This is a genomic window from Desulfitobacterium elongatum, from assembly GCF_055378975.1.
Window position 1 is genome coordinate 3,190,828 of the sequence record NZ_AP038772.1, and the last position, 23,060, is coordinate 3,213,887.

The following is a 23,060-nucleotide window of genomic DNA, read 5'->3' on the forward strand; positions in this document are numbered from 1 at the left end:
TTATTTAGCCTCCTTTCTGTCTGAGCCATCTACTTTATACACTTTGCATAATAAGCCTCTGTTCGCCCAGCTTCCACTTAAGGGGTCACAATCTTCATCTGCAGTACTCGTTAAGACATTGGTATTGGATTCAAGGCAACCACCGAGTTCTGGGTCACGCATTTCGCGTTCTGGATACCACCAACCCCGTTCCGTGAATACCGTACCCGGCCGAATCCCTTCCGTTAGGCTGGCTTTTTGTTTGATCCGTCCTCGCTTCGTTTCGATCCATACCCAATCGTCTTCTTGAATCCCATATTCCGCTGCTGTATCTGGATTGATCTCCATGTGAGGCTCATGACGGATGAACCGCAGTTCTTTAATTTGGAAGTGCTCAGAATGATGGAAAGGCATTACGCCTGCTCCTGTCGTTAGGACCAAGGGAAATTCCTTTGCCAGTTCCGGGTGATCGATTTCATTTTCAACCGGTGGAATATATTGCGGCAGTGGTGAATATCCGAGTTCTTCAAGTACGCTTGAGTAGAGTTCGACTTTACCAGATGGTGTAGCAAATCCACCCTTTTCTTTATATTTGAAGTATTCTCTTTCGGGGAAGTGCGCACGGTAAAACTCGACAAACTCATCGAAGCTTTCTACTTCATACCCTAAGTCTTTAATACGGTAGAAGTATGCATCTTCTAAGGTTTCCCAAGGCCAGTGTTCCTTCTGCCCCATCCTTACTCCTAAATCACACCAGAATTCAAAGTCGGTGCGACGTTCGTACATCGGCTGAATCGCTCGTTGTGAACACATTAAGAAGTCGGAGCATCCATAGGTTGAGGTGATGGTTGGGCGCTCAAAAGATCCGGCGATGGGCAGGACATAATCGGAAAGCATTGCGGTAGGCGTTAACCAATAATCGCAAGTGACGAGGAAATCAACAGCTTTTAGGGCCGCCAGTGTTTTTTTGCTTTCTCCATAGGAGTTTACTGGATTTGTCGCGGAAACCAGCAAGGCTTTAACCGGGTAGGGTTTCTCGGTCAGAATTGCATTGTACACACTGGGTGGATGAGCCTCGCACATCCATTCTGCTGTAGGAGCCTTGCCCCAATATTTCTTCGTTATTTCAGCGATACGGCTATACCCTGGCCACGTCACCAGTTTGAAACGGTCTGAACCCAGTTGTTTGCCTCTTTGTTCTTCTGTGAGAAACTCATTGAGTTCCATTTCTTCATCGGTAACAAAGTCTTTGCTAGGGCCCGTTAAGAGGTCTGCACCAGGACAATCCAAATTACCGGTAATAGCTCTTAGAATGGCTCTCGCCTGCATGGCTGATCCCGCTGGTTTACCTATTTGGTCGATCGCAACACCCCATTGGATATTACCGGGTCTATTCATCGCATACATCTGAGCGCCTTTACGAATCAGATCGGCACTCAACCCTGTCAGGGGTTCAGCCCACTCCGGAGTAAAATCTGCCACATGTTCTTCTAATTCATCGAAACCTACGCAATTGTCTCCAATGAAGTCATAATCGCATAAGCCTTCATAGATGATGACATTAATCCAGGCAAGGGCTAAGGCTAGGTCAGAGCCTGGACGCAAAGGCAGCCATAAATCGGCTTTAGCAGCAGTCTCTGTAAAACGCGGATCGATAACGATGAGCTTGAGTCCTTGTGCTTTTAGAGCACTAATTCCGCTCATTTCGGGTAAAGTGGAAGACCCTGGATTTTGCCCCCATAATACCAAACAGCGACTGAGTCCCAAGTCAATTTCAAAAGGACTCCAACCATAAATAGCTGTCTCTACCATAAAGGTAGGTATCCAGCACAAATGCGAATTATGGAAACCATTGGGGCTGCCATAGAGATTCATAAAACGGCGACGAGCCCAATCATCTGTACGTGCTGTGCCGCCAGCTGTGGCCACTGCCTCAGCGCCAAACTGATCACGGATAGCTTCAAGTTTCGTTCCGATTTCGTCTATAGCCTGCTCCCAGGTGATTCTTTCCCAAACGCCTGCTCCCCGTTCTCCTTTGCGTTTCAATGGGAAATTGACTCTTGCCTCATGATCCAGATGGATCATATTGACATTACCACGACAACACAATCCGCCTGTGTTGGTGGGGTAATCCGGGTCCCCTTCGAAGTGCAGAACCTTACCGTCTTTGACATAAACTAAGCAGCCACAGTTCTGATGACAAAAATAGCAGCATGCTTTTTTGACTTCGATTCCCTCTTGTTCTAAATCAATATTTTTGTTCATTTGATGCCTCCTGTGTTGAATTTGATAATTGTAACTCCCTTTACATTTTTATAGGTTGGAAGGGTCATTAAAACATATATTATTGCAAAATTCGTGCCAACCCTCGAACATCGCGAAAGTGCACTAAATCCCTAGTCGCAATATATTTCGTTTATCAAGCACTCTTTCATTTTGAAAATATAGTTTCTTTTTGGGACTCAAGCTTGAATAAATACTGCCTCCAAGCGCTAAGGCCTGGAAGCAGTATTTCATCGTTCCCACTTTAAATTGTGCTTTAGTAGGGATAAAGAAATCCCTTAAAGTGCAGGTTTAACCGACTCTTGGGCAATTTGGTCAAGAGATTTTCCTTTGGTTTCATTTCTTACAAAGAAGTAGGCTGCAAGTAATCCTATAAAGAGTGGAATGGTATAAAACAAGAACGACATTGAAAAGCCGAGCTTCATTTGAATAACCATGCCGGCGACGATTGGAGCAAGAGCACCCCCAAGTCGACCAAATGCCTGACACCAGGATACCCCAGTATTTCTAATATCCGTTGGATACCCCTCCGCCATTAGTGGTTGTATAGCAGTAATCGAATAGTTAATAGCAAAACCTAAGAAAATGTTTGCCGCTAGGATGGCCACAAAACTACTACCAACGAAGGCCATGATGCAAACAGAAATAATCCCAACAACATAACTTAATATTAGATTTTTTCTACGACCAACCGCTTCTGCGACAAAACCCGTCGAACAATTGGCGAGAACTGCTGCTCCATTTTGAGCGATTGCCAAGCCATAAGCTGAAGAGAGCTTTAACCCTTTTTCCAACATCAAGGAAGGGAGCCAGGCATTGATGCCATAAACGGTGAAGCAACCCATGAAGTACGTAATCCAAATACCGGCTGTTATAGCTCTATAGTTTTTGGAAAATAGTGCTTTGGGACCGACAACAGCAGATGGTGGCGGAGTAACTAAAGCCTTAGGATCCCAATCTGTACATTTTCCCGTAGCGACTTTTTCAATATATTGAAGTTGTTTAACAGCTTCTTCGTTCCGTCCTTTATTGGCGAGCCAATAGACTGACTCTTTCATTTTAAAGTGCAAGAAAATAGAATAGATAAAAGGAACGCCTCCCACCAGGTAACAAGCTCTCCACCCGACCCTGGGAATAAGATAAGTGGCGATAAGGCCCGCCAGCACCCAACCAACGATCATCCATGCCATACCGAAGGATATAAAAAGTGCCCGACGTCTAGTTGGTGTAGATTCAGAAAAAATTGTGGTGACAACAGGAATGCAAGCGCCCAGCCCCAGTCCGGCTAGTACACGAAATAAAGCAAACATTCCAAAGCTTGTGGAGAAATAGATAGGAATGGTTAATAGGGAATATGCTGCAATGGCACAAACCAAAGTTCTCTTTCTGCCAATTTTGTCTGAGATGATACCTGCAAAGGCACCACCTATGATCAAACCAAAGAGACTCCAGGAAGATAAACTCCCTTTTTGGACTGCGCTCAAGGCCCATTCAGCCGATATCTGCGGCATGGTATAAGACACAACCATGTAATCATAGCCATCAAAGACCATAGCCATCCCGAGGAAAAAGAACACGTGCCAGGTAAACTTATTGACCCCAAAGGAATCCATTACTTCGGATATGCTGAAATTTTTCATTCAGTAATCCCCTTTCGCATTAACTTGTTTGCGTTCCTGCAATAAGTCATAGCTTGGAATGAAATAAATGTAATGGGTACATGTACAGTACGCAAGTCCTTATATTTCGAGCAGGGTCACTCTCACGTATTAGGTTCGGATTGAAGATTAGTGCACTTTGTCCAAGAACCCACTTTCACTAATACATGATTGTTACTTGAGTTCGGAAGGTTGGTATAGAAAGGTTTTCACCGATCTACACCACCTTCAAGGCAATTATACAATTGGACAATTGAATTGCCTACTTTTATTAGATTCATTTTTAAATTTTATTTTTCTGGAGTAGTTTTTGCTTCGTCTTCTGCTTTCGCTTCACTTTCTTTTAACTCAGCTTTGCACATTGGGCATTTTTTTTGTTTAACTCCACCTACAATAGGAAACTTTTTTCCACAGTTAGGGCATTCTACTGATTTTGATGCTGATGCAGGTCTAAAACACATTTCTTACTACCCCCCTCTTGTTTCATGTATTACCTCGTAAGATGTTGGACTAAACCATGCAACTTGTTCTAAATCCTATTTAAATCAGATCTTTTCTTCATTTCCACTACGTTTCGTGGTTTGATAGCCTTTCATGGGCTTTTGCATAAATTTGTCTTTAACATAATAGAATCCGATTTTTTCTAGTTCCTTTTTATTCATATTTATCCCTGCGGCAATTTCATTGAAACTTATGCCTTTGGCAGCTTCTCCATTTAGATGTTTCAATTGAGCAGCGTCTTCAAGATTTAAAAATTCCTGTTTAGTCATGATATTTACCTCCTTGGAATAAAATAAGTATTTATAGGTTTGGAGAGTTAGGGTATTTCACTTTGGAGGGGGCTCATCATGTTGAACTAAACATTAGAGTTTAGCTTCTTTCATGGGGACCTGGTTTATCAGGAGGCCATGACGGTTCAAATAATAGAGAGCCGTCATGGCATTATCTCCATGCAGGTAAGTTATAAACCTTAAAAACAGCCTTAAGGAACAAACATGACTACTTTTTTACCCTTTGCAGCCATTTTTTTAGCCAGCTCTTCTATTGGGCCATATTCCATAGCCTGACCTAAGCAGTGATGAACACAGGAAGGTTTTTTTCCATCCTGGATGCGATCTTCGCATACATCACAGAATTCGGTCGGAACGGGAATATAGTTCCATTCCCATTTGTCGGCATCAACTTTCCAGGGACCTACCTCTGTAAGCTTGATACCCCATTTCCCGATGGGAAGGTTCTTCTCATTCTTACAAGCCACTTCACAGCTATGACAGCCTGTACAGTATTCATAATCGATCATTAAGCCATATTGAGCCATTCTATTTCCTCCTTTCACTATGATTTAAGTTAATCTTCGGCTTTATAAACCTTACAGAGTATACTCTTAAAGGTATCGCCGAAACCGAGTTTCCCATTATGTTGATGGGGCATCAACGTGTTAATATTGGATTCCCAAACTCCAAAGAGTGAAGGTTCTTCGGCGTCTTTCTCTGGGAACCACCAGCCGTGTGTCGCATGTACAACTTTCGGATGAATAGCCTCGGTGACATGAGCTACTAACCTAGCCTTACCATACATGTTTTCGATAACAACCCAGTCACCTTCAATGATGCCAAGATTTGCTGCAGTTTCTGGATTGATTTCCATTTCTGGGTTAGGATCAATTTCACGCAAGGTTCTAAGTTGTCTGTGTTCTGAATGGAAAGAAGTATACTTTCTAGCTCCAGTAGTCAACACCAATGGGTACTCTTTAGCGAGTTCTGGTGTGCTAATAGGACTGTAAGGTGGCTCCTGATAATAAGGCAGAGCATCTTCACCCCAGGACTCAAAGAGGGTCGAGCACAGTTCCACTTTTCCTGTTACTGTATTGAATCCAGGCTCGCCATCAAATCTCAAAAGACCTTTTTCGTGTTTGTTATAGGTATACCCTGGTTGGTACAGGCCTTTTTCACGTAATTCTTCAAAGTCAAAACCTGCATCAGGTTTAAGTTGTTCATTGAAGAACTCTGCAGCAGTATTCCAAGGCCAAGCTTTTGGGTTAAGTCTCTTACCTAGTTCGATGCAGACTTCAATATCAGACTTGCATTCGCCTACTTCTAATGCTTTGTTCATAGCACCTGCAAATACAGCATTCCGTCCATAGTGTGTAAGCACTACACCATCATGCTCTGCAAATGTAGGGAGCGGTAAGAAGATATCAGCAAAGGCCATTGCTGTAGGAGTCATAAATGTATCTTGAACAACGTTAAACTCTAAGGATTTCAGTGCTCTATACCATCTATCCGGTTGAGCAGAATTCGTGGGAGTGATGAAATTGCTGCTATTAAACCAACCCATTCTCAGTTTATAGGGTTTACCCGATTCTAAAGTATTCAATGTTTCATCGGGGTGAGTTGTAGCTAAAGCGGTACTCACAGCAGGCCATTGCTCTGCTCCAATTCTCTTTTCCCAAAGTTCTTCCGACAAATTGGAACGTGTTTCTACACGCCATTTACCCATGAGGGTTGCAGGTGGTCCAATGGTTACTCCACCAGGTACATCAAGATTACCAGTCATTGCGACCAGAGCAAGCAAGGAATGACCCAGTTGAACCCCGTTTGGATTCTGATCCACAGCTAATCCCCAGCCAAGACTAGCAGGTTTAGCCTTAGCAAAGACCCGAGCTACCTCAATGATTTTATCCTTAGGAACCCAGGTAATCTCAGCAACCTTCTCAGGTGGGTATTCCATAACCCGTTCTTTGAATTCATCGAAACCATAGCACCAGTTATCTACAAAATCATGATCGTAAAGATCTTCATTAATGATAACGTTCAGTAAACCCAAAGCAAGGGCGGTATCTGTACCCGGTCTAAGTTGGAGTACGTACTCCGCTCTCGTAGCAAGCCAGCTGATTCTTGGGTCTACCATGATAATTTTGGTTCCCCTCTTCATCATGTCAATAACTGCATGGCCAAAGAAACCATCAGGATTTGACTTTAATGGCTCCTTACCCCACAACATGAGATATTCTGGTAATTTCCAGCCTGGATGATCAAAGCGGTCCTCAAAGTGACCTGCAAAGTCGATTTCTGGATATCCTGCACCCAGAATATAGTCGGTAATTGCACATCTGGGGCCGTAGCAAGACCAACCGCTTTGCGGATAGCATACATTTGGTGTACCAATTGAAGCAAACCCAAGAGGATAATAGTACAGACATGCTTCTCTACCTGTTCCACCAAATACGACGATTGATTCAGCACCATGGTTTGCTTTAAAGTAATTAATTTTTTCGACGATGGTATCCCAGGCTTCGTCCCAAGATATCCGTTGCCATTTATTTTCCCCTCTATTGCCAACGCGCTTCATTGGATATATAACACGTTGGGGATGATACGTATATTCTGGGAGCGTTAGACATCTAACGCACAATCTTCCTTGTGTAATTGGATGTTCAGGGTCTCCCTCAACCTTAACGAGTCTGCCATCCTTGACGGTTAATATCATTCCACATCCAACTGGATGATCCCCCGGCGGCGACCAACCACATGTTCTTACTGTATAAGAACCATCATCTAAAGACTTCTTCCATTCTTTTTCCATTTTTGTTTTCTCACCCTTTCATTGAACTTGTGTTTTCAATACAATGAATGATCAACTTCTTTTTCTTTAACACCCCCTTCAAATCCGAACCTCCCTTATGATTTACAGTCCTTTGGGACGGCAGCGGCAAGGAATTCAAGGATTGACTTGTACGTGTATAATACTAAGCAATAATCGTGCCAATATTGTATGATTAGGCACAATCCGCATTATTACTAGGTTTCCGCGGCTTCTCCACCTTGGAGCAATGTCATATTAAATCTTCTTTTGAGATATTTGTGCTTGTATAGACCTTCACATATGCATAGCTTAGCCATTTCAAGGAAATTCCTTTTTTGTGATTTTTGTATCATAATTGTATTCCTTTATAAATTAGCGACCTTGGTTAAACGAGAAAAAACTCTAAGAATATTTCCAATGGAAATATTCTTAGAGTTTTCGAGTAACGAACAGTGATTAATTATGAAGATATTGAAAATGATTTATAGTTTGATGACCATTCCGTCATATGCAACAGACACTTTAGGATAACACTGAAGATTTTCTTGGATTTGTGCTACCGTAGTAGGAATACTGTAGTGCATCGCAAGATGGGTGAGAATCGTCTGCTCTGCTTGGACCGCTTGCCCTAACGCGATAGCTTCTTCGATAGACATATGGCTATGGGGATACCAATTGTCTCCATGAAACGTTGCATCACATACTAATGTATCCACACCTCGAATTCTTTCGGCTGTCGACTCGGGTAAGCCTGCTGTATCTGTGAAATAGGCTACGCTTTTTCCTGCCTCTAGTAATATTCCAGCGGTCTCGATGCTGTGTCTCGCGGGTAACACGGTGAGCTTTGCCTCTCCAAATTGATAGCTTCGTTCAAATTCCCAGGTTTCGATCTCAAAGACATCCTCTAAAAAGGGATAGGCTGCCTGGAATTCAGCCACTGCACTGGGAGGTAAGAAAAGCCTCATGGGTTGTATACGGCCAAGTTTGATGTAGAATTCAAGATCTCCTATCCCACCAAAATGATCGTAGTGCCAGTGGGTAATAAAAAGATAATCCAAGGACTTAACTTTCTCCTTGAGTAACTGACCCCTCATGTCAGGAGAAGCATCGACCAATATTCGTTCTTTCCCTGTTTCGATTACCGCTCCACTGCGAGTTCTTGCCCAGTGTGGGTTATCCAATGCCTCTTTGCACGCAATACAGTCACAATGAAAGGCTGGTACTCCGAGACCGGCGCTTGTTCCTAATAATCTCATTTCTACTGGCATCGTTCTTGCCCCCTTTCTACGTGTTCTCTCCTGGAAAACTGCACAGTGTATGGCGTTAGATATAAGAGAGTTGAATTGCTTTGCGCGGGCATTGACCGACACAGGTATAGCAAGCGCTGCAAGCTTCCGGGCTAAGAGCTTTTGCCACTTTGCGATCTTCAATTTCTACCATTTCCAAGACCCCTGATGGACAGAAGTCGACACAGAGTCCATCACCCATACATTGATCTGTATCGATAAAGATCTCTACACTAGCTCCCGCTTCCTCTCCCTTCGAATCGGGTCGCCTCGAGCCAATCCTGTCCATGACTGGATGAAGGTAAATTTTCTTTCTCTCTTCGGGAATACTCTTCTGAGATAATTTCAGTAGGGATTGCGCAATGGGTTCAAGTAAGTGAGTGGGAACGGATAGATATAGCTCAAAATCGTCAATTTCACTCGAAGCACGAGCACCATAGCATCCGAAAGAAATATTCATTTCTCTCGTATTCATCACCTGGACGATCAAATCTGCACAAGCCGAATTAAAGCCTGAGGTTTTAAAGGACTGGCGTTCCCCATTATAGTAGGTCTGAGCACAACAGAGCCACATGGCTTGTTCCGGCCACAGGGTAAACACCACCACATCTGGTTCGAATTTCGCCTTATCCAAGGGCGCGAGAAGAGTCGCATCATAGCTCCCTGCCTTAAATTCAGGGCGAGAGCCTATCATCTTTCGAGCCGTTTCTATATTTGGCATCTTCTTAAAGAGCAAATATAGATCCCCAGATCTTAGTTTGGCAGACATCTCTACCAATCCTAAAACACCTGTTCCATCTGGGCAGGCATGACTGCGGGGAGGCATATAGAGACAATTCCCCCGTCGAGCAACGATGAGAGATTGGCAATGTCGTAAGGGCACCGGTGGTTCAATCATTTGTGGAGGTCTCTCTTCACCAGGACGCATCATTCTCACTGCCACTGGATCCCAGCGGAGCGATAAAGTTTCTTTAAAGACTTTGCTCATTTCTTGGTAATTCATATTTTATCCCTTTCCCCTTGCAGCTTCTCTATCAAAATTTTTCTATCTACATCAATTTTTGCTGGACGATTTCACTCTGCCATAATCTTCTCCCAGAGCTTTTCTCCCTCAGGACCCTCAAACATATTTTTTGATTTATTTTTCAAGCCTTCAAAATCCAGTTCCAATTCTAACAAAAGATTGAGTACATGCTGAGTTTGGATACCTCCTGGCACCTTACTTAAATTTAAGACACACCCTAGACAGTAAGCCGCAAGGATCTGTGCTTTAGAATCCTCTGCTTCGTCCACCCGGGATTTCACCAAGTTCTCGCCGAGATCAGGACGAAAATGAGTAATTTGGCCCCCACTCCCGCAACAAACCGCCATTTTTTGGTTATGTTCCATTTCAGCCAATTGATAGCCCTTGTTGAGGAGAGCGTTTCTCGCCTGGCTTGCAAATATCCCCTCAAAGCGGTCTGGGCAAGAGTCATGTACTGCAACGACCTTACTTGCCTTCTCTTCAATTCTTTTATTGAATAATAGAGAATCACTTAAGGCCTCATAAATAGTCATTAAGGTTATTTCAGTATTTTTCAAGAAGGGACGTAGTTGGTAATAGCAATTAGGGCAAGCAACAATGAGTTTTTCTACGTTTAGCTTTGTTAGCTTTGTCAGCTTTGTCATCAAGGAGTTCACATAGGTATCTCCCCGACTCTTTAATCCCAACTGATACAGAGGCATCCCACAACAATCCTGAAGTAGAGAAAGCCCCTTGTACTGTAGGGCAAGGTTATTGAAAATGGCGTTTGTAAGCTCAGGGGAATACGAAAGCATTGTACATCCTGGGAAGAAGACCGTTGCACTTTCTTGATTTGGCTTAAGTTCATCATATCGAATACCATTGAGTTCACGGTAAGCGCTCATTACAGTCAGATCGCGATCAGGAAACATATATCGGTAGTTATTGATTGGAATTTCACTGTTCTCAACCGCATTCAACCTTGCTTCGATAAACATTTTTTTAGGGCTTAAGGACGAGGGACACACTGCCTCACACAAACCACAAAGAGAGCAAGCGAAGGCTTCATCCACAGTGGGTTTTCTCATAGCGATGCTGCCGAGATCTTCACCGATTTGCTTTAGCATCAGACACTCTGATAGGCATAGTCCACAATTGATACATTCGTTACAGATTTGCTGACACGTACGATTCAATTGATCTGAAGAACTCATAAACTCCTCCTCAAGTCAGACTGACTCACTGGCAGGGGGTAACGCAAGAGATTGTAGTCCGATCTCTTCCAAACAACGAATGGTTCTTTGTGGGACAATTATCGTTGGATCGTATTTCGCGGCAAGCTTTATCCCTTGAAGAACTGGCAACTGGCTTGCTAGGTCTACTGGAATATCTACATCAGGGACCATCTCTACATAAGCAAGCGGAATCTGTTCTCTCTCAGCTTTGGTTACCAGCATATCTAAAGCGGTGATACCAGATTTGTTATAAAATACTTCATTAAAATTGAAGTCTGTCGTGCAGGTAAGACCCACGAGAGAAAATCCACCTTCTTGACATGCGCCTTCCACCAGGGAAGCCCCGATGAGTGTTCCATCACTTCCCTCAACTGTACGGATCGCTTTCTCCTGCCCAGCTTCACTTATACTAAGTTTCTCTAACTTATTTAACGCGTCTTGGAGAATGTAGGGTTGCAAGGTCGGTAAATCTCCTCCGCTAATGAGTATGCCATCTGCTAATCGATCCTCTGCCCCCGATTTGAGAAGGTATTCTGCTGCATAAGTCATGCAATCATCAAAACTTCCTCCTTGATCTGAGAAGACGCCTGAAATTCTTTGTGGGTTTTTAACTTCTGCCAAAAGCGAATCTAAGTATGACCGATCTCCACCTTTGTTATAACAGACCCAAACGTCCGCCTCTACTACAGAGGCACAAACATCGATGACATCTTTCATACATGCTTCATAAAACGCATTGGATTCTTCGGGAGTGAGAATTCCACCACGAGCTTCAGTCAAACGAGTCTTACACTCTCCGACTTTAGGTACTTTGGTAAAAACAAGTATTGCTTTTTTCATCTTAAATCCCCTCCAACAAATATCATAGGAACTGGTTCACAGTCCTCTTTATCAGGACAATCACTACATTGATCTCTAAACAATTCCGGTAATTTAAGGAAATCACAGGATTCAAACCCCATGTTTCTGTAAAACTCAGCTGCATACCCTCTAGCCACAGTCGTAATGATATAAGTTTCCTTAGGTTCAAATCCGGATAGAGGATTTTTACAGCACTTCCATGGATTTTGAACGATTTCTGTCATGAGAAACCGACCTATCCCTTGACGAAGATTATCTTGCTTAACTCCTAATACTTCTAAGAAATAGTGTCTATTCTCATACTCGATTATCTTAGCACCGGCTACTACCCTTTCATTTTCTTTTACGATTAGCTGCTCATCAATCTTGCCAGGAATGCCCATTCCATACTCCAAAAGAATTTCATCTAACTCATACTCATCCTGCTCTTCAGCAAAAAGTATTTTTGCCGCCATAATCCACCGCCTGACTTCCTTTCATATCGGCTTTAACTTCATTACCATGCAAACCCATTAAATCTATGAGTAAGTCGTATATATATCACGTAATACAGCAAGAATCATGCCAACCTGAAAATCGTCATAAACCTAGCCAGAATAGCCAATTTGACGTTTTTCCCTTGTCTTACGTTTATTAAAATCTTTTTCATTTTGGTTAATCTTTTTCATTTTGAGACTGAAGGTATCCATTGCTCTCGAACCACACTTTTCTTGCCCAGCCTGGATCTTCTAACAAAGCCCTTCCGACTCCAACTAAATCAGCCGTTTTGCTTGAAATAATTTCATTAGCAATTGACCCTGACTTGATTCCCCCCGTTACCATTACGGGTATATCAACTATTGGTTTTATAGCCTTCGCCATATAACTAAAAAATCCTTCACTCCCGTTCTTCAGATATCCACAGATGCCGCCCGATAGATCTAAACAATCTATTCCTGCCTCTACTAAAAGATGAGCAGCTTGCTTACTGTCTTCAATACTGTTACCTCCAGACAGCCTATCATCGGCTCCCAGCCTATAAAACAAAGGCATATTCTGTCCAACTGTTTTCCTCACGGCTTCAATGACTTCTAGTGGAAAGCGCAAACGATGTTCGAGACTCCCGCCGTATTCATCTGCACGCACATTTGTCAAAGGAGAGTAAAACTGGTTCAACAAATATCCATGGGCCCCGTGAATTTCAACAAAATCAAATCCTGCAAGTTGGGCTCTTCGTGCGGCTCTAGCGAAGTCATCAACGATTTCCCTGAGCCCCTCTCTGCTCAATTCACGGGGCAACTCCTTAGTTTTCTCTCCTTGCCTTTGCCCAAAACGGGAAAGGTGAGGAGAGAGAAGCTCTGAAGGAGCAGAAGGTTCCTGAAGAGCTCTGGCCCCAGCGTGGCTGATTTGAATCCCCACTGGCACGTCTTCCTGATGAATCCCTGCTACAAGTTCTCTTAATCCATCGATCAGTGAATCATCATAGATACCCAGCTGACGTGGATGTGCTCTTCCGCTTGAATTCACATAGGAGTGTTCAACTATGATAAGCCCCAACCCAGCCCTATCCGTCCCTCGATACTTCTTCCTATCGATCTCGGGATAAGGACGAGCTCGCCTCAAATAGTGTTCCATCAATGTATGAGTTACTTCTCCTTGTTCTGTTGCTATATCGAGTGCCATCGGAGGCATAACTAACCTATTTCTCATTACAAGATTTTTAATTTTGAGAGAAGAAAATAAAGCATCCATCGGGAATCCCCCCTACCTAAATCCTACATCAAACTGACTCTCTTGCAGGTGGTAAAGCAAAGGATTGTAAACCCATCTCCTTTAAGAAAGCAACCGTCCTCTTCGGAACTGCTATTGTCGTGTCATGCAGTGCAGCAAGCTCTATCGCATTTAGTACTGGCATGAGACCCGCCAGATCCACCGGAACATCCACATCTGGGACCATTTCTACAAAAGCGAAAGGTATTTGTTCATTATTGGCCTTGTCAATTAACATTTCTAAGGCTGTAATTCCTACACTGTTGTAGAATACATCGGTAAAATTGAAGTCCGTCGTACAGGTAAGTCCGACGAGGTCGAACCCCCCCTCCTGACACGCTCCTTCGACAAGGGCAGCGCCTATTCGTTGCCCATCGCGACTAACTTCACTAAGGGCTGCCTTCTGACCAAACTCACTAATGCTGAGTTTTTCTAACTTATTTAATGCATCTCTGAGTACGTGCGGTTGTATCGTAGGCAAATCTCCCCCAATAAGGACAAAACCATCTGCCACTCTCTCTTCTCCACCTGATTTGAGGATATAGTCCGTGGCGTATTGCATACATTCATCGAAGCTTCCACCTTGATCGGAAAAAGCCCCTGCAATCCTCAAGGGGTTTTCGACCTGTACTAACAGTGAGTCCAGGTATGATCTATTTCCACCATGGTTATAACAAATCCAAACATCAGCTTCTTCTACTGAAAGACAGACATCAATAAGATCAAGCAAGCAGGCCTCGTATAGATCGCTTGATTCTTCAGGGGTAAGGATTCCCCCTCTGGCTTCGGTTAAACGGGTCTTGACCTCACCTGCTTTGGGTACTTTAGTAAAAACGAGTACAACTTTCTTCATCATATAACCTCCATTATGAATTCTGACATAAATAGTGTGGGTAAGACCACTATAGATTCTGTAATACAGCAAGAATCGTGCCAACCCAGAAAACCCTGTGAATTCCCCATAAATCCCCGATTCAGCTCATTTCCACTCGTCTTACATTTCCCAAAATGTTTTCATTTTGGGTTATCTTTTTCACTTTGAGACTTTTGCTTTGTACTTCGACTAATTGCCACAAAACAAAAATGAGACCATTTTTAAATAGTCTCAAATTCCTGTATTGGGTTGTACTCATTAATTCTTCTATCGCTAGCGTTGCATATTAGAAATATTTTTTATATTTTTTGCTTTAATCTCAGCAAAAATCCAAATAATTATAGGTAGGATCACTTGAAAAGGAAAAGCATAAAAAGGATAAACTCTTATAGCCCAATTCTTCATCTCCATACTATTATCATAAACTGTATAAGAAAAATAAATCATAAGTAAACCCATCTGTATCACAATCGATCTGTAATCCTTTAGATTGAGTATTTTTCCAATGCCTTTACATGCAACTAATAAACAGATTGAGCTTTTTATAAAAACGCCAAAAACAAAGGAGAAAGAAACAAATACTTCTATTCTTTCTATGAAATCACCGACTTTTATTGTGCCTACGGCTGCATATGCAGGGAAATAATAGCTATCAATCATATTTCCTAACACTGCAATATTTCTAATTGTAGTAATAATCATAACAATTGCCGCAAAAGATATTCCCCAAGAGTAAACCTTAAGCGGCGACTTTTTTGTTTTTAATGAACTGAAAACACCTATAAATAGAACTGTTTCCGCAAAAGGAAACGAAAAAGTCGAAAATCCACCTTTAAATACCGGAATTAAGCCATTCCCTAAAATAGGTTTAATATAGTGTAAATTAAGTTGTGGTATTCCCAGCAATTCTACTACGAGTAAAATGAATAATAGGATTGGGAAAAAATATACAGTGGTTCTACCTAATACTTCTATTCCTAACTTTACAGCAATAATACATACCAGTCCTAAACAAAACATAGTCACAAACATTGGTGTTTCAGGTATAGCTACTATATTTGTAAATTCGCCAAAGTTTCGAAGCACCAATGCTCCTAAGTGAAAAGCATACCAGATATATATTATGACAATAATTTTACCTATCACTTTTCCAAGTGTTAAATATAGAATATCAAATAAATCTTTACCTTGGTAAAGTGATAGTATTCTTGAATATATAAACAACATAGGAATAACCATAATTAAACCCACTATTACAGAAATCCATGCATCATTATCAGCCTCTCCTCCGATGCCAATAATGAGTGAGCTTCCAATAATGAATATGATTAAAAGACATATTGCTTCTTTGTCGGTAATTTGCTCTCTTTGCATTATTAACCTACTTCCCCAATATAGAAATAATCAACTCCCGAATTGGCTTTTCAGGGCTTGGAATCTCTACATCCAGACACAACAATATGGCAATTATAAAGGAAAAAATCCCCAACATGACATTTACCCAAAAGTCACGCCATAGTTTCTGCTTGTATAAGGGTATAAACTCATAGATGGCCAAAAAAGTATATCCAATAATTGCTAATATCAACATACTGTCAATCACTTTCTCCAGAAGACTTTGATAATATTGCACTATTTTTTATATGCACTCTCGTATTAACGTTCACCTTCAAATCTCGAAATATTTCTTCCCAATTATTTCCTACACTATTCCATACTTGTGCTTTATCTTCCCGTAATTTTTCTCCAAATCCGAATATATCTGCATCATATTCTGATTGTACATTCCTAATCAATGATTCAATTTGTTCTTTTAACGCATTTTCAGAACGTTGTTCTAGTTCATTGAGCCCTTCCTCATCAAAAATATTGACTGTCCCTTTTGTTTCGCCAATACTAACTGTTGTATCGATGTTTATTTTTATCTCAATATCCTCACCATTTACAACAGGTGTAACTTTTGTTTTACTTTTAAATATTTCAAGAATAACTAAGGTGGGCACCTTGTTCACTTGCATTTCTTCGACTAATATTCCGCCTTTAACATCATTTCTAATGAAAGCCAAATCCCTTGTTTCTTCACCATTTAGAAAGCCAATTAGCTTATCATTTTTAATAATTGCAGTCCCCATGATTTGAGGTACTTTCTTTTCATCCAATTTCTTTAGATCTATAGTAGGAATTATTGTTGAAATCCCTTCAGTTTTTGATTCAATATCAAACTTTAAAATGTCAATCATTGGTGCCTTATTTAAACTCACTTGATTTTTTATCATTTCTTCCAATACAAAAGATTTAATATTCTCTGTGATTCCCTGTCCATCAAATATTTCCTTGGCAGATGCTCCTTCAGAAATTAAGAGCTGAACATCCTCACGCGTTTCAGAGTCACGATTGTACCAATCAATAACTTTTGTTACCCCTTCACTTGCAATTTCCTTACTTATAATAATTACCTTTGCATGACTCCAATAAAGTTTTTTCCCGGATAAAGATATTATATTTCTTGCAGCGTCAAACATAGACTTCCCTTCCATAGTTATCGTTTGTGACGTCATATTTGTCTCCTTACCAGCACTAACCTTTATAATTTCAACGGTCATTTGGATTTGGTTATTAGTCCCTTTATCAACTGCTACACCGGCAACAATTGCCAATTTATCTATTTCCCTGTAATTCCAACACCCTGTAGTGGATAGTAAGATCAACATTAGTAAAACCAGCAAGATAATTCTGATTTTATTCATATATCTCTATTTCTCCTTGCTTTTCCTTGATGACTGTCTGACTAAATTTTTCGTTGCAACAATTTTAGGTCTTAAGGTCATAGTCCACCATGGGGCACGAATCCATGCATCCTGTCCATCATGGTTTCTAGCTCGAGTGACGTTCATCATGTAAGGTACACCGAAAGAGCGGATACTCATTAGATGTAGATAAATAATAATTAAGCAGAATATGAATCCGTAGACCCCTAAAAATGAAGCTCCTAATAATAGAAAGTTGCGAAAAAGAAGGGTTGCACCTATAAAATTCATATTGATCAAGGTCATAATACCTGTTAGAGCAGTTACAATAATGACAGGAGCACTCACCAATCTTGCTTCTACAGCAGCCTGACCCAATATTAGCGTACCAACAATGTTCATTGCTTGTCCTATAGAAGCCGGCATTCTTGTACCGGCCTCCCGTATAATGTCGAATATAAAAAGCATCATAAATAATGATACTGCTGTTGGAATCGGAACATTTTGCCTAGAAACAGAGAGGCTCAACAGTAACGATGTAGGCAGCATTTCCTGATGGTAAGTGACAATTGACAGAAATAATGCGGGAATAGTAATGGCGGTTACTGCAGTAAAACCTCTAATCAGCCGATTCATAGTGGAATAAATGTAGTTATTATAGTAGTCCTCACTTGCTTGAAAATTCTCGACTACTAAATAGGGAACTGTTAATACAAAGGGACTTCCATCTACAAACAGAGCTATTCTGCCCTCCAGAAGCTTTGCTGCAATAACGTCTGGCCTTTCGCTTGAACCTACTGTCTCAAATGGGGAAAAGGGTGCATCTTTGATCAGTTCCTGAATATACCCGGAATCAAGAATACCGTCAATGACTATGTTATCCAGACGCTGCTCCAATTCGCTTAATATACCTTCCAAAGCCAAACCTTCAATATAACAGATGCAGGTCTTTGTATTTGTTCTTTCTCCAATTTCCTTGAACTTAAACTTTAAATCAGGATTCTTAATTTTGCGCCGTACCAAGGACAAGTTCACCATAATTGACTCTGTAAAGCCTTCCCTTGGTCCACGGACAACCCTTGAAGACCTCGGCTCACTGATGGGCCTATCTTGCCCGCCTTTTGAACTAATAACTAAGGTTTTGTCGTATCCATCTAATAATAAAAGTGTATCCCCATTAATAATCGAACTTACTATTTTGTTTACTTCAGTTTCCTGGTTCACATTATTTGAAATAATAACTTTCTTTTTCAATTCTTCTAATAGATTGTCACTTTCTATATCCTTCGATAAATCACTGCAGAGGATAGGCTGAATGATATTCTCGTTTACAACTTCTGTATTTACCATTCCATCCAGATAGATAATACAGCATTGTGCATTTTTTAACCGTTTGTTTTGAAATTCTCTAACAATTAACGTTTCATCATTTTTAAAAATAGATTTGAATAATGATATATTGTTACTTAACGATGTGTTCAACCCATTGTTTAAGCCATTTTTTTCCACGTCGCTACTTTTCTCTTTATTATTTATACTACTTTCCGATTTTCTCTTCCAATACCTTTTAAACATTGCATCACCTAAGTAATCTATAAGATTTTTTCTATTATATCCAATTTGTGAAGCATGTATTAATATATAATCGATACGGATAACTCCACCTTGCAAATCGAGCTAAACCCAGTTTATAATCGCTCATCGGTGCAATCGAGCGGTATGGAACCGACCCCCAAAACATCTCGCACACTCCTTTAGTTTTTTACTTTGTAAAAAAGCGAAGAGACTACCTTTTACAAGATAGTCTCTTCGCAAATTACCTGGCAACGACTTACTTTCCCAGGAGGCCGCGCCAATCAGTCATTCTGTGGGGATGTGGCGCTAGCCGCGTAACAGTCCACTGGACTGTTACGTCTGCGGTCCAAGTATCATCAACCCTGGAGGTCTTAACTTCCGTGTTCGAGATACGAAATACGAAAGTGTCCAGTGGACAGTTTCGCCGAAGCGGCAACTCTACAAAAAACACTTAGCCGCTGAAGTTGTAGTACATCATTTCTGCCAAGCCGCTGTGCTGGAGAACAACGCTACGCGGCGCCACGAAACAGTCCGGTGGACTGTTTCGGCCACACGGCAAACTGTCAAAGGAATACTATCGCCGTGTGAGCCGAACGGGTGGAACCGACCCCAGAGCATCATGCACACTCCGTAGTTTTTTACAACGTAAAAAAGCAAAAAGACCATCTATATAAAGACGGTCTTTTTGCACTTACCTGGCAACGACTTACTTTCCCAGGACCCTGCGGTCCAAGTATCATCAGCCCTGGAGGTCTTAACTTCCGTGTTCGAGATGGAAACGGGTGGAACCCCTCCGGAATAATCACCAGATCTTTGAAGTTTTGCGTTCCTTTCGGAACTCATTCCCTCAAAACTGCACAGATGTAATGTCTTAACTGTAATTAAGATAATCTCTTCCTCACTTAGACTTTCGCCCAAAGTGAGTGAACTGCTTGTTAGCGTTTGTTAGGTCAAGCCCTCGACCGATTAGTACCCGTCAGCTCCACGCGTCACCGCGCTTCCACACCGGGCCTATCAACCTGATCATCATTCAGGGGTCTTACCAGCTTATGCTGTGGGAAATCTCATCTTGAGGTCGGTTTCGCGCTTAGATGCTTTCAGCGCTTATCCGCTCCGGATATAGCTACCCAGCTGTGCCTCTGGCGAGACAACTGGTACACCAGTGATCCGTCCAACCCGGTCCTCTCGTACTAGGGTCAGATCCTCTCAAATTTCCTGCGCCTGCGACGGATAGGGACCGAACTGTCTCACGACGTTCTGAACCCAGCTCACGTACCGCTTTAATGGGCGAACAGCCCAACCCTTGGGACCTACTACAGCCCCAGGATGCGATGAGCCGACATCGAGGTGCCAAACCTCCCCGTCGATATGGACTCTTGGGGGAGATAAGCCTGTTATCCCCAGGGTAGCTTTTATCCGTTGAGCGATGGCCCTTCCACTCGGTACCACCGGATCACTAAGCCCGACTTTCGTCCCTGCTCGACTTGTTGGTCTCGCAGTCAAGCTCCCTTTTGCCTTTACACTCTACGCGCGATTTCCAACCGCGCTGAGGGAACCTTTGGGCGCCTCCGTTACTCTTTAGGAGGCGACCGCCCCAGTCAAACTGCCCACCTGACACGGTCCTCAACCCCGATTCAGGGGTCTAAGTTAGAACTTCAGTACAAAAAGAGTGGTATCCCACCGGCGACTCCACCAAGGCTGGCGCCCTAGCTTCTTTGTCTCCCACCTATCCTGTACATTTTATACCAAAATCCAATGTCAAGCTACAGTAAAGCTCCATGGGGTCTTTCTGTCCTGTCGCAGGTAACCCGCATCTTCACGGGTATTACAATTTCGCCGAGTCCCTCGTTGAGACAGTGTCCAGATCGTTACGCCTTTCGTGCGGGTCAGAACTTACCTGACAAGGAATTTCGCTACCTTAGGACCGTTATAGTTACGGCCGCCGTTTACTGGGGCTTCAATTCAAAGCTTCGCCTTGCGGCTAACCTCTCCTCTTAACCTTCCAGCACCGGGCAGGCGTCAGCCCCTATACTTCTCTTTTCAGATTGGCAGGGACCTGTGTTTTTGTTAAACAGTCGCCTGGACCTCTTCTCTGCGGCTCCACTTGCATGGAGCACCCCTTCTCCCGAAGTTACGGGGTCATTTTGCCGAGTTCCTTAACGAGGGTTTTCTCGCGCGCCTTAGGATTCTCTCCTTACCTACCTGTGTCGGTTTGCGGTACGGGCACTCTCTTGCTCACTAGAGGCTTTTCTTGACAGCTTGGAGTCGGTTACTTCGCTACTTATTTTCGCTCCCCGTCACCTTTCAGGCTTCTCGCGAGACGGATTTACCTGTCTCACACCCTACGGGCTTGGGCGTGCTCAACCAACGGCACGCTTAACCTATCCTTCTGTGTCACCCCATTGCTCAAACGCTTAAGAGTGGTACTGGAATCTCAACCAGTTGTCCATCGCCTACGCTTTACGCCTCGGCTTAGGTCCCGACTTACCCTGGGCGGACGAGCCTTCCCCAGGAATCCTTAGGTTTACGGCGGGTGAGATTCTCACTCACCTTTTCGCATACTCATACCGGCATTCTCACTTCTAAACGCTCCACCATTCCTTACAGAACAACTTCGCTGCATTCAGAACGCTCCCCTACCCCTGGAATGGAATTATTAAATCCTTAGCATTGACTTTACGCTGAGCCCCTAAAGACATTTGGGAATTTTGCTTTGATTAAAACTTTTGTCTTCCTTTGTGGAAGCAAAATTCCTGAAGTAACGTCTTTTGTGTTCTCTATCTAAAGACTTAATAATTCCATTCCAAGCCATAGCTTCGGTGATACGCTTGAGCCCCGTTACATTTTCGGCGCAGAACCACTCGACCAGTGAGCTATTACGCACTCTTTAAATGGTGGCTGCTTCTGAGCCAACATCCTGGTTGTCTGTGCAATTCCACATCCTTTTCCACTTAGCGTATACTTTGGGACCTTAGCTGATGGTCTGGGCTGTTTCCCTTTCGACTATGAAGCTTATCCCCCACAGTCTGACTCCCGATCTAAATTATTGGCATTCAGAGTTTGATAAGGTTCGGTAACCCGGTAAGGCCCCTAGCCTATTCAGTGCTTTACCGCCAATAATCATCGATTCGAGGCTAGCCCTAAAGCTATTTCGGGGAGAACCAGCTATCTCCGTGTTCGATTGGCATTTCACCCCTACCCACAGCTCATCCCCTGCCTTTTCAACGACAGTGAGTTCGGGCCTCCAGTAGGTTTTACCCCACCTTCACCCTGTCCATGGGTAGATCACACGGTTTCGGGTCTACAGCATGTAACTTGTCGCCCTGTTCAGACTCGCTTTCGCTCCGGCTCCGGCTTCTCGCCTTAACCTCGCTACATACCGTAACTCGCCGGTTCATTCTACAAAAGGCACGCCATCACACCTCAAGGGTGCTTTGACTGCTTGTAAGCGTACGGTTTCAGGTTCTTTTTCACTCCCCTCCCGGGGTGCTTTTCACCTTTCCCTCACGGTACTAGTTCGCTATCGGTCGCTAAGGAGTATTTAGCCTTGGGAGGTGGTCCTCCCGGTTTCCCACGGGGTTTCTCGTGTCCCGCGGTACTCAGGATACCCTCACAGAATGTCTTCCTTTCGCCTACAGGAGTGTTACCTTCTTTGCTCGATCTTTCCAGATCGCTTCGGCTAGAAATCCATTCCTAAAAGAGGGTCCTACAACCCCGATCCCCGAAGGGGTCGGTTTGGGCTCTTCCCGTTTCGCTCGCCGCTACTCAGGGAATCGATTATTCTTTCTCTTCCTCCGGGTACTTAGATGTTTCAGTTCCCCGGGTTGTCTTCGTTAACCTATGGATTCAGTTAACGATATCCAGATATGACTCTGGATGGGTTGCCCCATTCGGGTATCCACGGATCAATGCATGCTTACTGCTCCCCGTGGCGTTTCGCCGCTCGCCGCGCCCTTCTTCGACTCTTAGCGCCTAGGCATCCACCGTACGCCCTTAGTAGCTTGACCAAACGTCCCGCCACATTAGGTTCTCAGATGTTTATCCTAATTTACAGTTAATTACTTTCTCTGTGCAGTTTTCAAAGAACACTTTTGCTTAGAGACTTTCATCTCTTCAGCGGATTGTTAGTTTAGCATGTCTCAGCTAGACTTTCAATCTGTATTTTTTGCCAATTCTTTAGTTCATGGAACTCAATTCAAAAGAATTTAATTCCTTTAGAACCATA

16 protein-coding genes and 2 rRNA genes are annotated in these 23,060 nt (G+C 42.9%); all 18 read right to left on the reverse strand.

The features are described 5' to 3' along the window. The 18 genes from ACZ42W_RS14915 to ACZ42W_RS15000 all read right to left on the reverse strand — a co-directional run bounded on the left by ACZ42W_RS14915 (position 1) and on the right by ACZ42W_RS15000 (position 22,842). Positions 1–2,244: a molybdopterin-dependent oxidoreductase gene (locus ACZ42W_RS14915; RefSeq protein ID WP_464166128.1), complete on the reverse strand. Its 2,244-nt coding sequence runs from the start codon at positions 2,242–2,244 to the stop codon at positions 1–3. A gap of 296 nt (positions 2,245–2,540) precedes the next feature. Next, the gene (locus ACZ42W_RS14920) at positions 2,541–3,902 is read right to left on the reverse strand and encodes an MFS transporter (protein WP_464166129.1); all 1,362 of its coding nucleotides are present in this window, start codon (positions 3,900–3,902) and stop codon (positions 2,541–2,543) included. Between the two features lie 308 nt (positions 3,903–4,210). Continuing rightward, positions 4,211–4,381: a hypothetical protein gene (locus tag ACZ42W_RS14925; protein ID WP_464166130.1), complete on the reverse strand. Its 171-nt coding sequence runs from the start codon at positions 4,379–4,381 to the stop codon at positions 4,211–4,213. A gap of 84 nt (positions 4,382–4,465) precedes the next feature. Further along, positions 4,466–4,690: a hypothetical protein gene (locus ACZ42W_RS14930; RefSeq protein WP_464166131.1), complete on the reverse strand. Its 225-nt coding sequence runs from the start codon at positions 4,688–4,690 to the stop codon at positions 4,466–4,468. A 212-nt stretch (positions 4,691–4,902) separates the two neighbouring features. Then, a complete protein-coding gene (locus tag ACZ42W_RS14935; protein ID WP_464166132.1) occupies positions 4,903–5,238 on the reverse strand; it encodes a 4Fe-4S dicluster domain-containing protein in 336 nt (111 codons plus the stop codon). Between the two features lie 29 nt (positions 5,239–5,267). Beyond that, positions 5,268–7,505 carry a molybdopterin-containing oxidoreductase family protein gene (locus tag ACZ42W_RS14940; protein ID WP_464166133.1) on the reverse strand — a complete coding sequence of 746 codons (2,238 nt, stop codon included), beginning with the start codon at positions 7,503–7,505 and terminating at the stop codon, positions 5,268–5,270. Between the two features lie 482 nt (positions 7,506–7,987). Further along, positions 7,988–8,773 (reverse strand): MBL fold metallo-hydrolase, encoded by a 786-nt coding sequence (locus ACZ42W_RS14945; protein WP_464166134.1) that lies wholly within the window; start codon positions 8,771–8,773, stop codon positions 7,988–7,990. Positions 8,774–8,828: 55 nt separating this feature from the next. Beyond that, positions 8,829–9,794 carry a DUF169 domain-containing protein gene (locus tag ACZ42W_RS14950; RefSeq protein ID WP_464166135.1) on the reverse strand — a complete coding sequence of 322 codons (966 nt, stop codon included), beginning with the start codon at positions 9,792–9,794 and terminating at the stop codon, positions 8,829–8,831. 71 nt (positions 9,795–9,865) lie between these two features. Next, positions 9,866–11,008 (reverse strand): (Fe-S)-binding protein, encoded by a 1,143-nt coding sequence (locus ACZ42W_RS14955; protein ID WP_464166136.1) that lies wholly within the window; start codon positions 11,006–11,008, stop codon positions 9,866–9,868. Between the two features lie 15 nt (positions 11,009–11,023). After that, positions 11,024–11,869 carry a TIGR04282 family arsenosugar biosynthesis glycosyltransferase gene (locus ACZ42W_RS14960; protein WP_464166137.1) on the reverse strand — a complete coding sequence of 282 codons (846 nt, stop codon included), beginning with the start codon at positions 11,867–11,869 and terminating at the stop codon, positions 11,024–11,026. Next, entirely contained in the window at positions 11,866–12,345 is a 480-nt protein-coding gene (locus ACZ42W_RS14965) for a GNAT family N-acetyltransferase (protein WP_464166138.1), read from the reverse strand. The genes ACZ42W_RS14960 and ACZ42W_RS14965 overlap by 4 nt, the downstream gene beginning before the upstream one ends. A gap of 199 nt (positions 12,346–12,544) precedes the next feature. Beyond that, a complete protein-coding gene (locus ACZ42W_RS14970) occupies positions 12,545–13,621 on the reverse strand; it encodes an NADH:flavin oxidoreductase (protein WP_464166139.1) in 1,077 nt (358 codons plus the stop codon). A gap of 28 nt (positions 13,622–13,649) precedes the next feature. After that, a complete protein-coding gene (locus ACZ42W_RS14975; protein ID WP_464166140.1) occupies positions 13,650–14,495 on the reverse strand; it encodes a TIGR04282 family arsenosugar biosynthesis glycosyltransferase in 846 nt (281 codons plus the stop codon). Between the two features lie 291 nt (positions 14,496–14,786). Next, positions 14,787–15,887 carry a GerAB/ArcD/ProY family transporter gene (locus tag ACZ42W_RS14980; protein WP_464166141.1) on the reverse strand — a complete coding sequence of 367 codons (1,101 nt, stop codon included), beginning with the start codon at positions 15,885–15,887 and terminating at the stop codon, positions 14,787–14,789. 221 nt (positions 15,888–16,108) lie between these two features. Then, complete coding sequence (locus tag ACZ42W_RS14985; RefSeq protein ID WP_464166142.1) at positions 16,109–17,260, reverse strand: Ger(x)C family spore germination protein; 1,152 nt, start codon at positions 17,258–17,260, stop codon at positions 16,109–16,111. A 6-nt stretch (positions 17,261–17,266) separates the two neighbouring features. Next, a complete protein-coding gene (locus ACZ42W_RS14990; protein ID WP_464171033.1) occupies positions 17,267–18,835 on the reverse strand; it encodes a spore germination protein in 1,569 nt (522 codons plus the stop codon). A 693-nt stretch (positions 18,836–19,528) separates the two neighbouring features. Then, a 5S ribosomal RNA gene (gene rrf / locus ACZ42W_RS14995) occupies positions 19,529–19,645 on the reverse strand. 136 nt (positions 19,646–19,781) lie between these two features. Beyond that, a 23S ribosomal RNA gene (locus tag ACZ42W_RS15000) occupies positions 19,782–22,842 on the reverse strand. Positions 22,843–23,060 lie beyond the last annotated feature (218 nt).

Coding starts and splice junctions, on each gene's coding strand:
- ACZ42W_RS14915 (WP_464166128.1), bottom strand. CDS start 2,244: ATGAACAAAAATATTGATTTAGAACAAGAGGGAATCGAAGTCAAAAAA.
- ACZ42W_RS14920 (WP_464166129.1), bottom strand. CDS start 3,902: ATGAAAAATTTCAGCATATCCGAAGTAATGGATTCCTTTGGGGTCAAT.
- ACZ42W_RS14925 (WP_464166130.1), bottom strand. CDS start 4,381: ATGTGTTTTAGACCTGCATCAGCATCAAAATCAGTAGAATGCCCTAAC.
- ACZ42W_RS14930 (WP_464166131.1), bottom strand. CDS start 4,690: ATGACTAAACAGGAATTTTTAAATCTTGAAGACGCTGCTCAATTGAAA.
- ACZ42W_RS14935 (WP_464166132.1), bottom strand. CDS start 5,238: ATGGCTCAATATGGCTTAATGATCGATTATGAATACTGTACAGGCTGT.
- ACZ42W_RS14940 (WP_464166133.1), bottom strand. CDS start 7,505: ATGGAAAAAGAATGGAAGAAGTCTTTAGATGATGGTTCTTATACAGTA.
- ACZ42W_RS14945 (WP_464166134.1), bottom strand. CDS start 8,773: ATGCCAGTAGAAATGAGATTATTAGGAACAAGCGCCGGTCTCGGAGTA.
- ACZ42W_RS14950 (WP_464166135.1), bottom strand. CDS start 9,794: ATGAATTACCAAGAAATGAGCAAAGTCTTTAAAGAAACTTTATCGCTC.
- ACZ42W_RS14955 (WP_464166136.1), bottom strand. CDS start 11,008: ATGAGTTCTTCAGATCAATTGAATCGTACGTGTCAGCAAATCTGTAAC.
- ACZ42W_RS14960 (WP_464166137.1), bottom strand. CDS start 11,869: ATGAAAAAAGCAATACTTGTTTTTACCAAAGTACCTAAAGTCGGAGAG.
- ACZ42W_RS14965 (WP_464166138.1), bottom strand. CDS start 12,345: ATGGCGGCAAAAATACTTTTTGCTGAAGAGCAGGATGAGTATGAGTTA.
- ACZ42W_RS14970 (WP_464166139.1), bottom strand. CDS start 13,621: ATGGATGCTTTATTTTCTTCTCTCAAAATTAAAAATCTTGTAATGAGA.
- ACZ42W_RS14975 (WP_464166140.1), bottom strand. CDS start 14,495: ATGATGAAGAAAGTTGTACTCGTTTTTACTAAAGTACCCAAAGCAGGT.
- ACZ42W_RS14980 (WP_464166141.1), bottom strand. CDS start 15,887: ATGCAAAGAGAGCAAATTACCGACAAAGAAGCAATATGTCTTTTAATC.
- ACZ42W_RS14985 (WP_464166142.1), bottom strand. CDS start 17,260: ATGAATAAAATCAGAATTATCTTGCTGGTTTTACTAATGTTGATCTTA.
- ACZ42W_RS14990 (WP_464171033.1), bottom strand. CDS start 18,835: ATGTTTAAAAGGTATTGGAAGAGAAAATCGGAAAGTAGTATAAATAAT.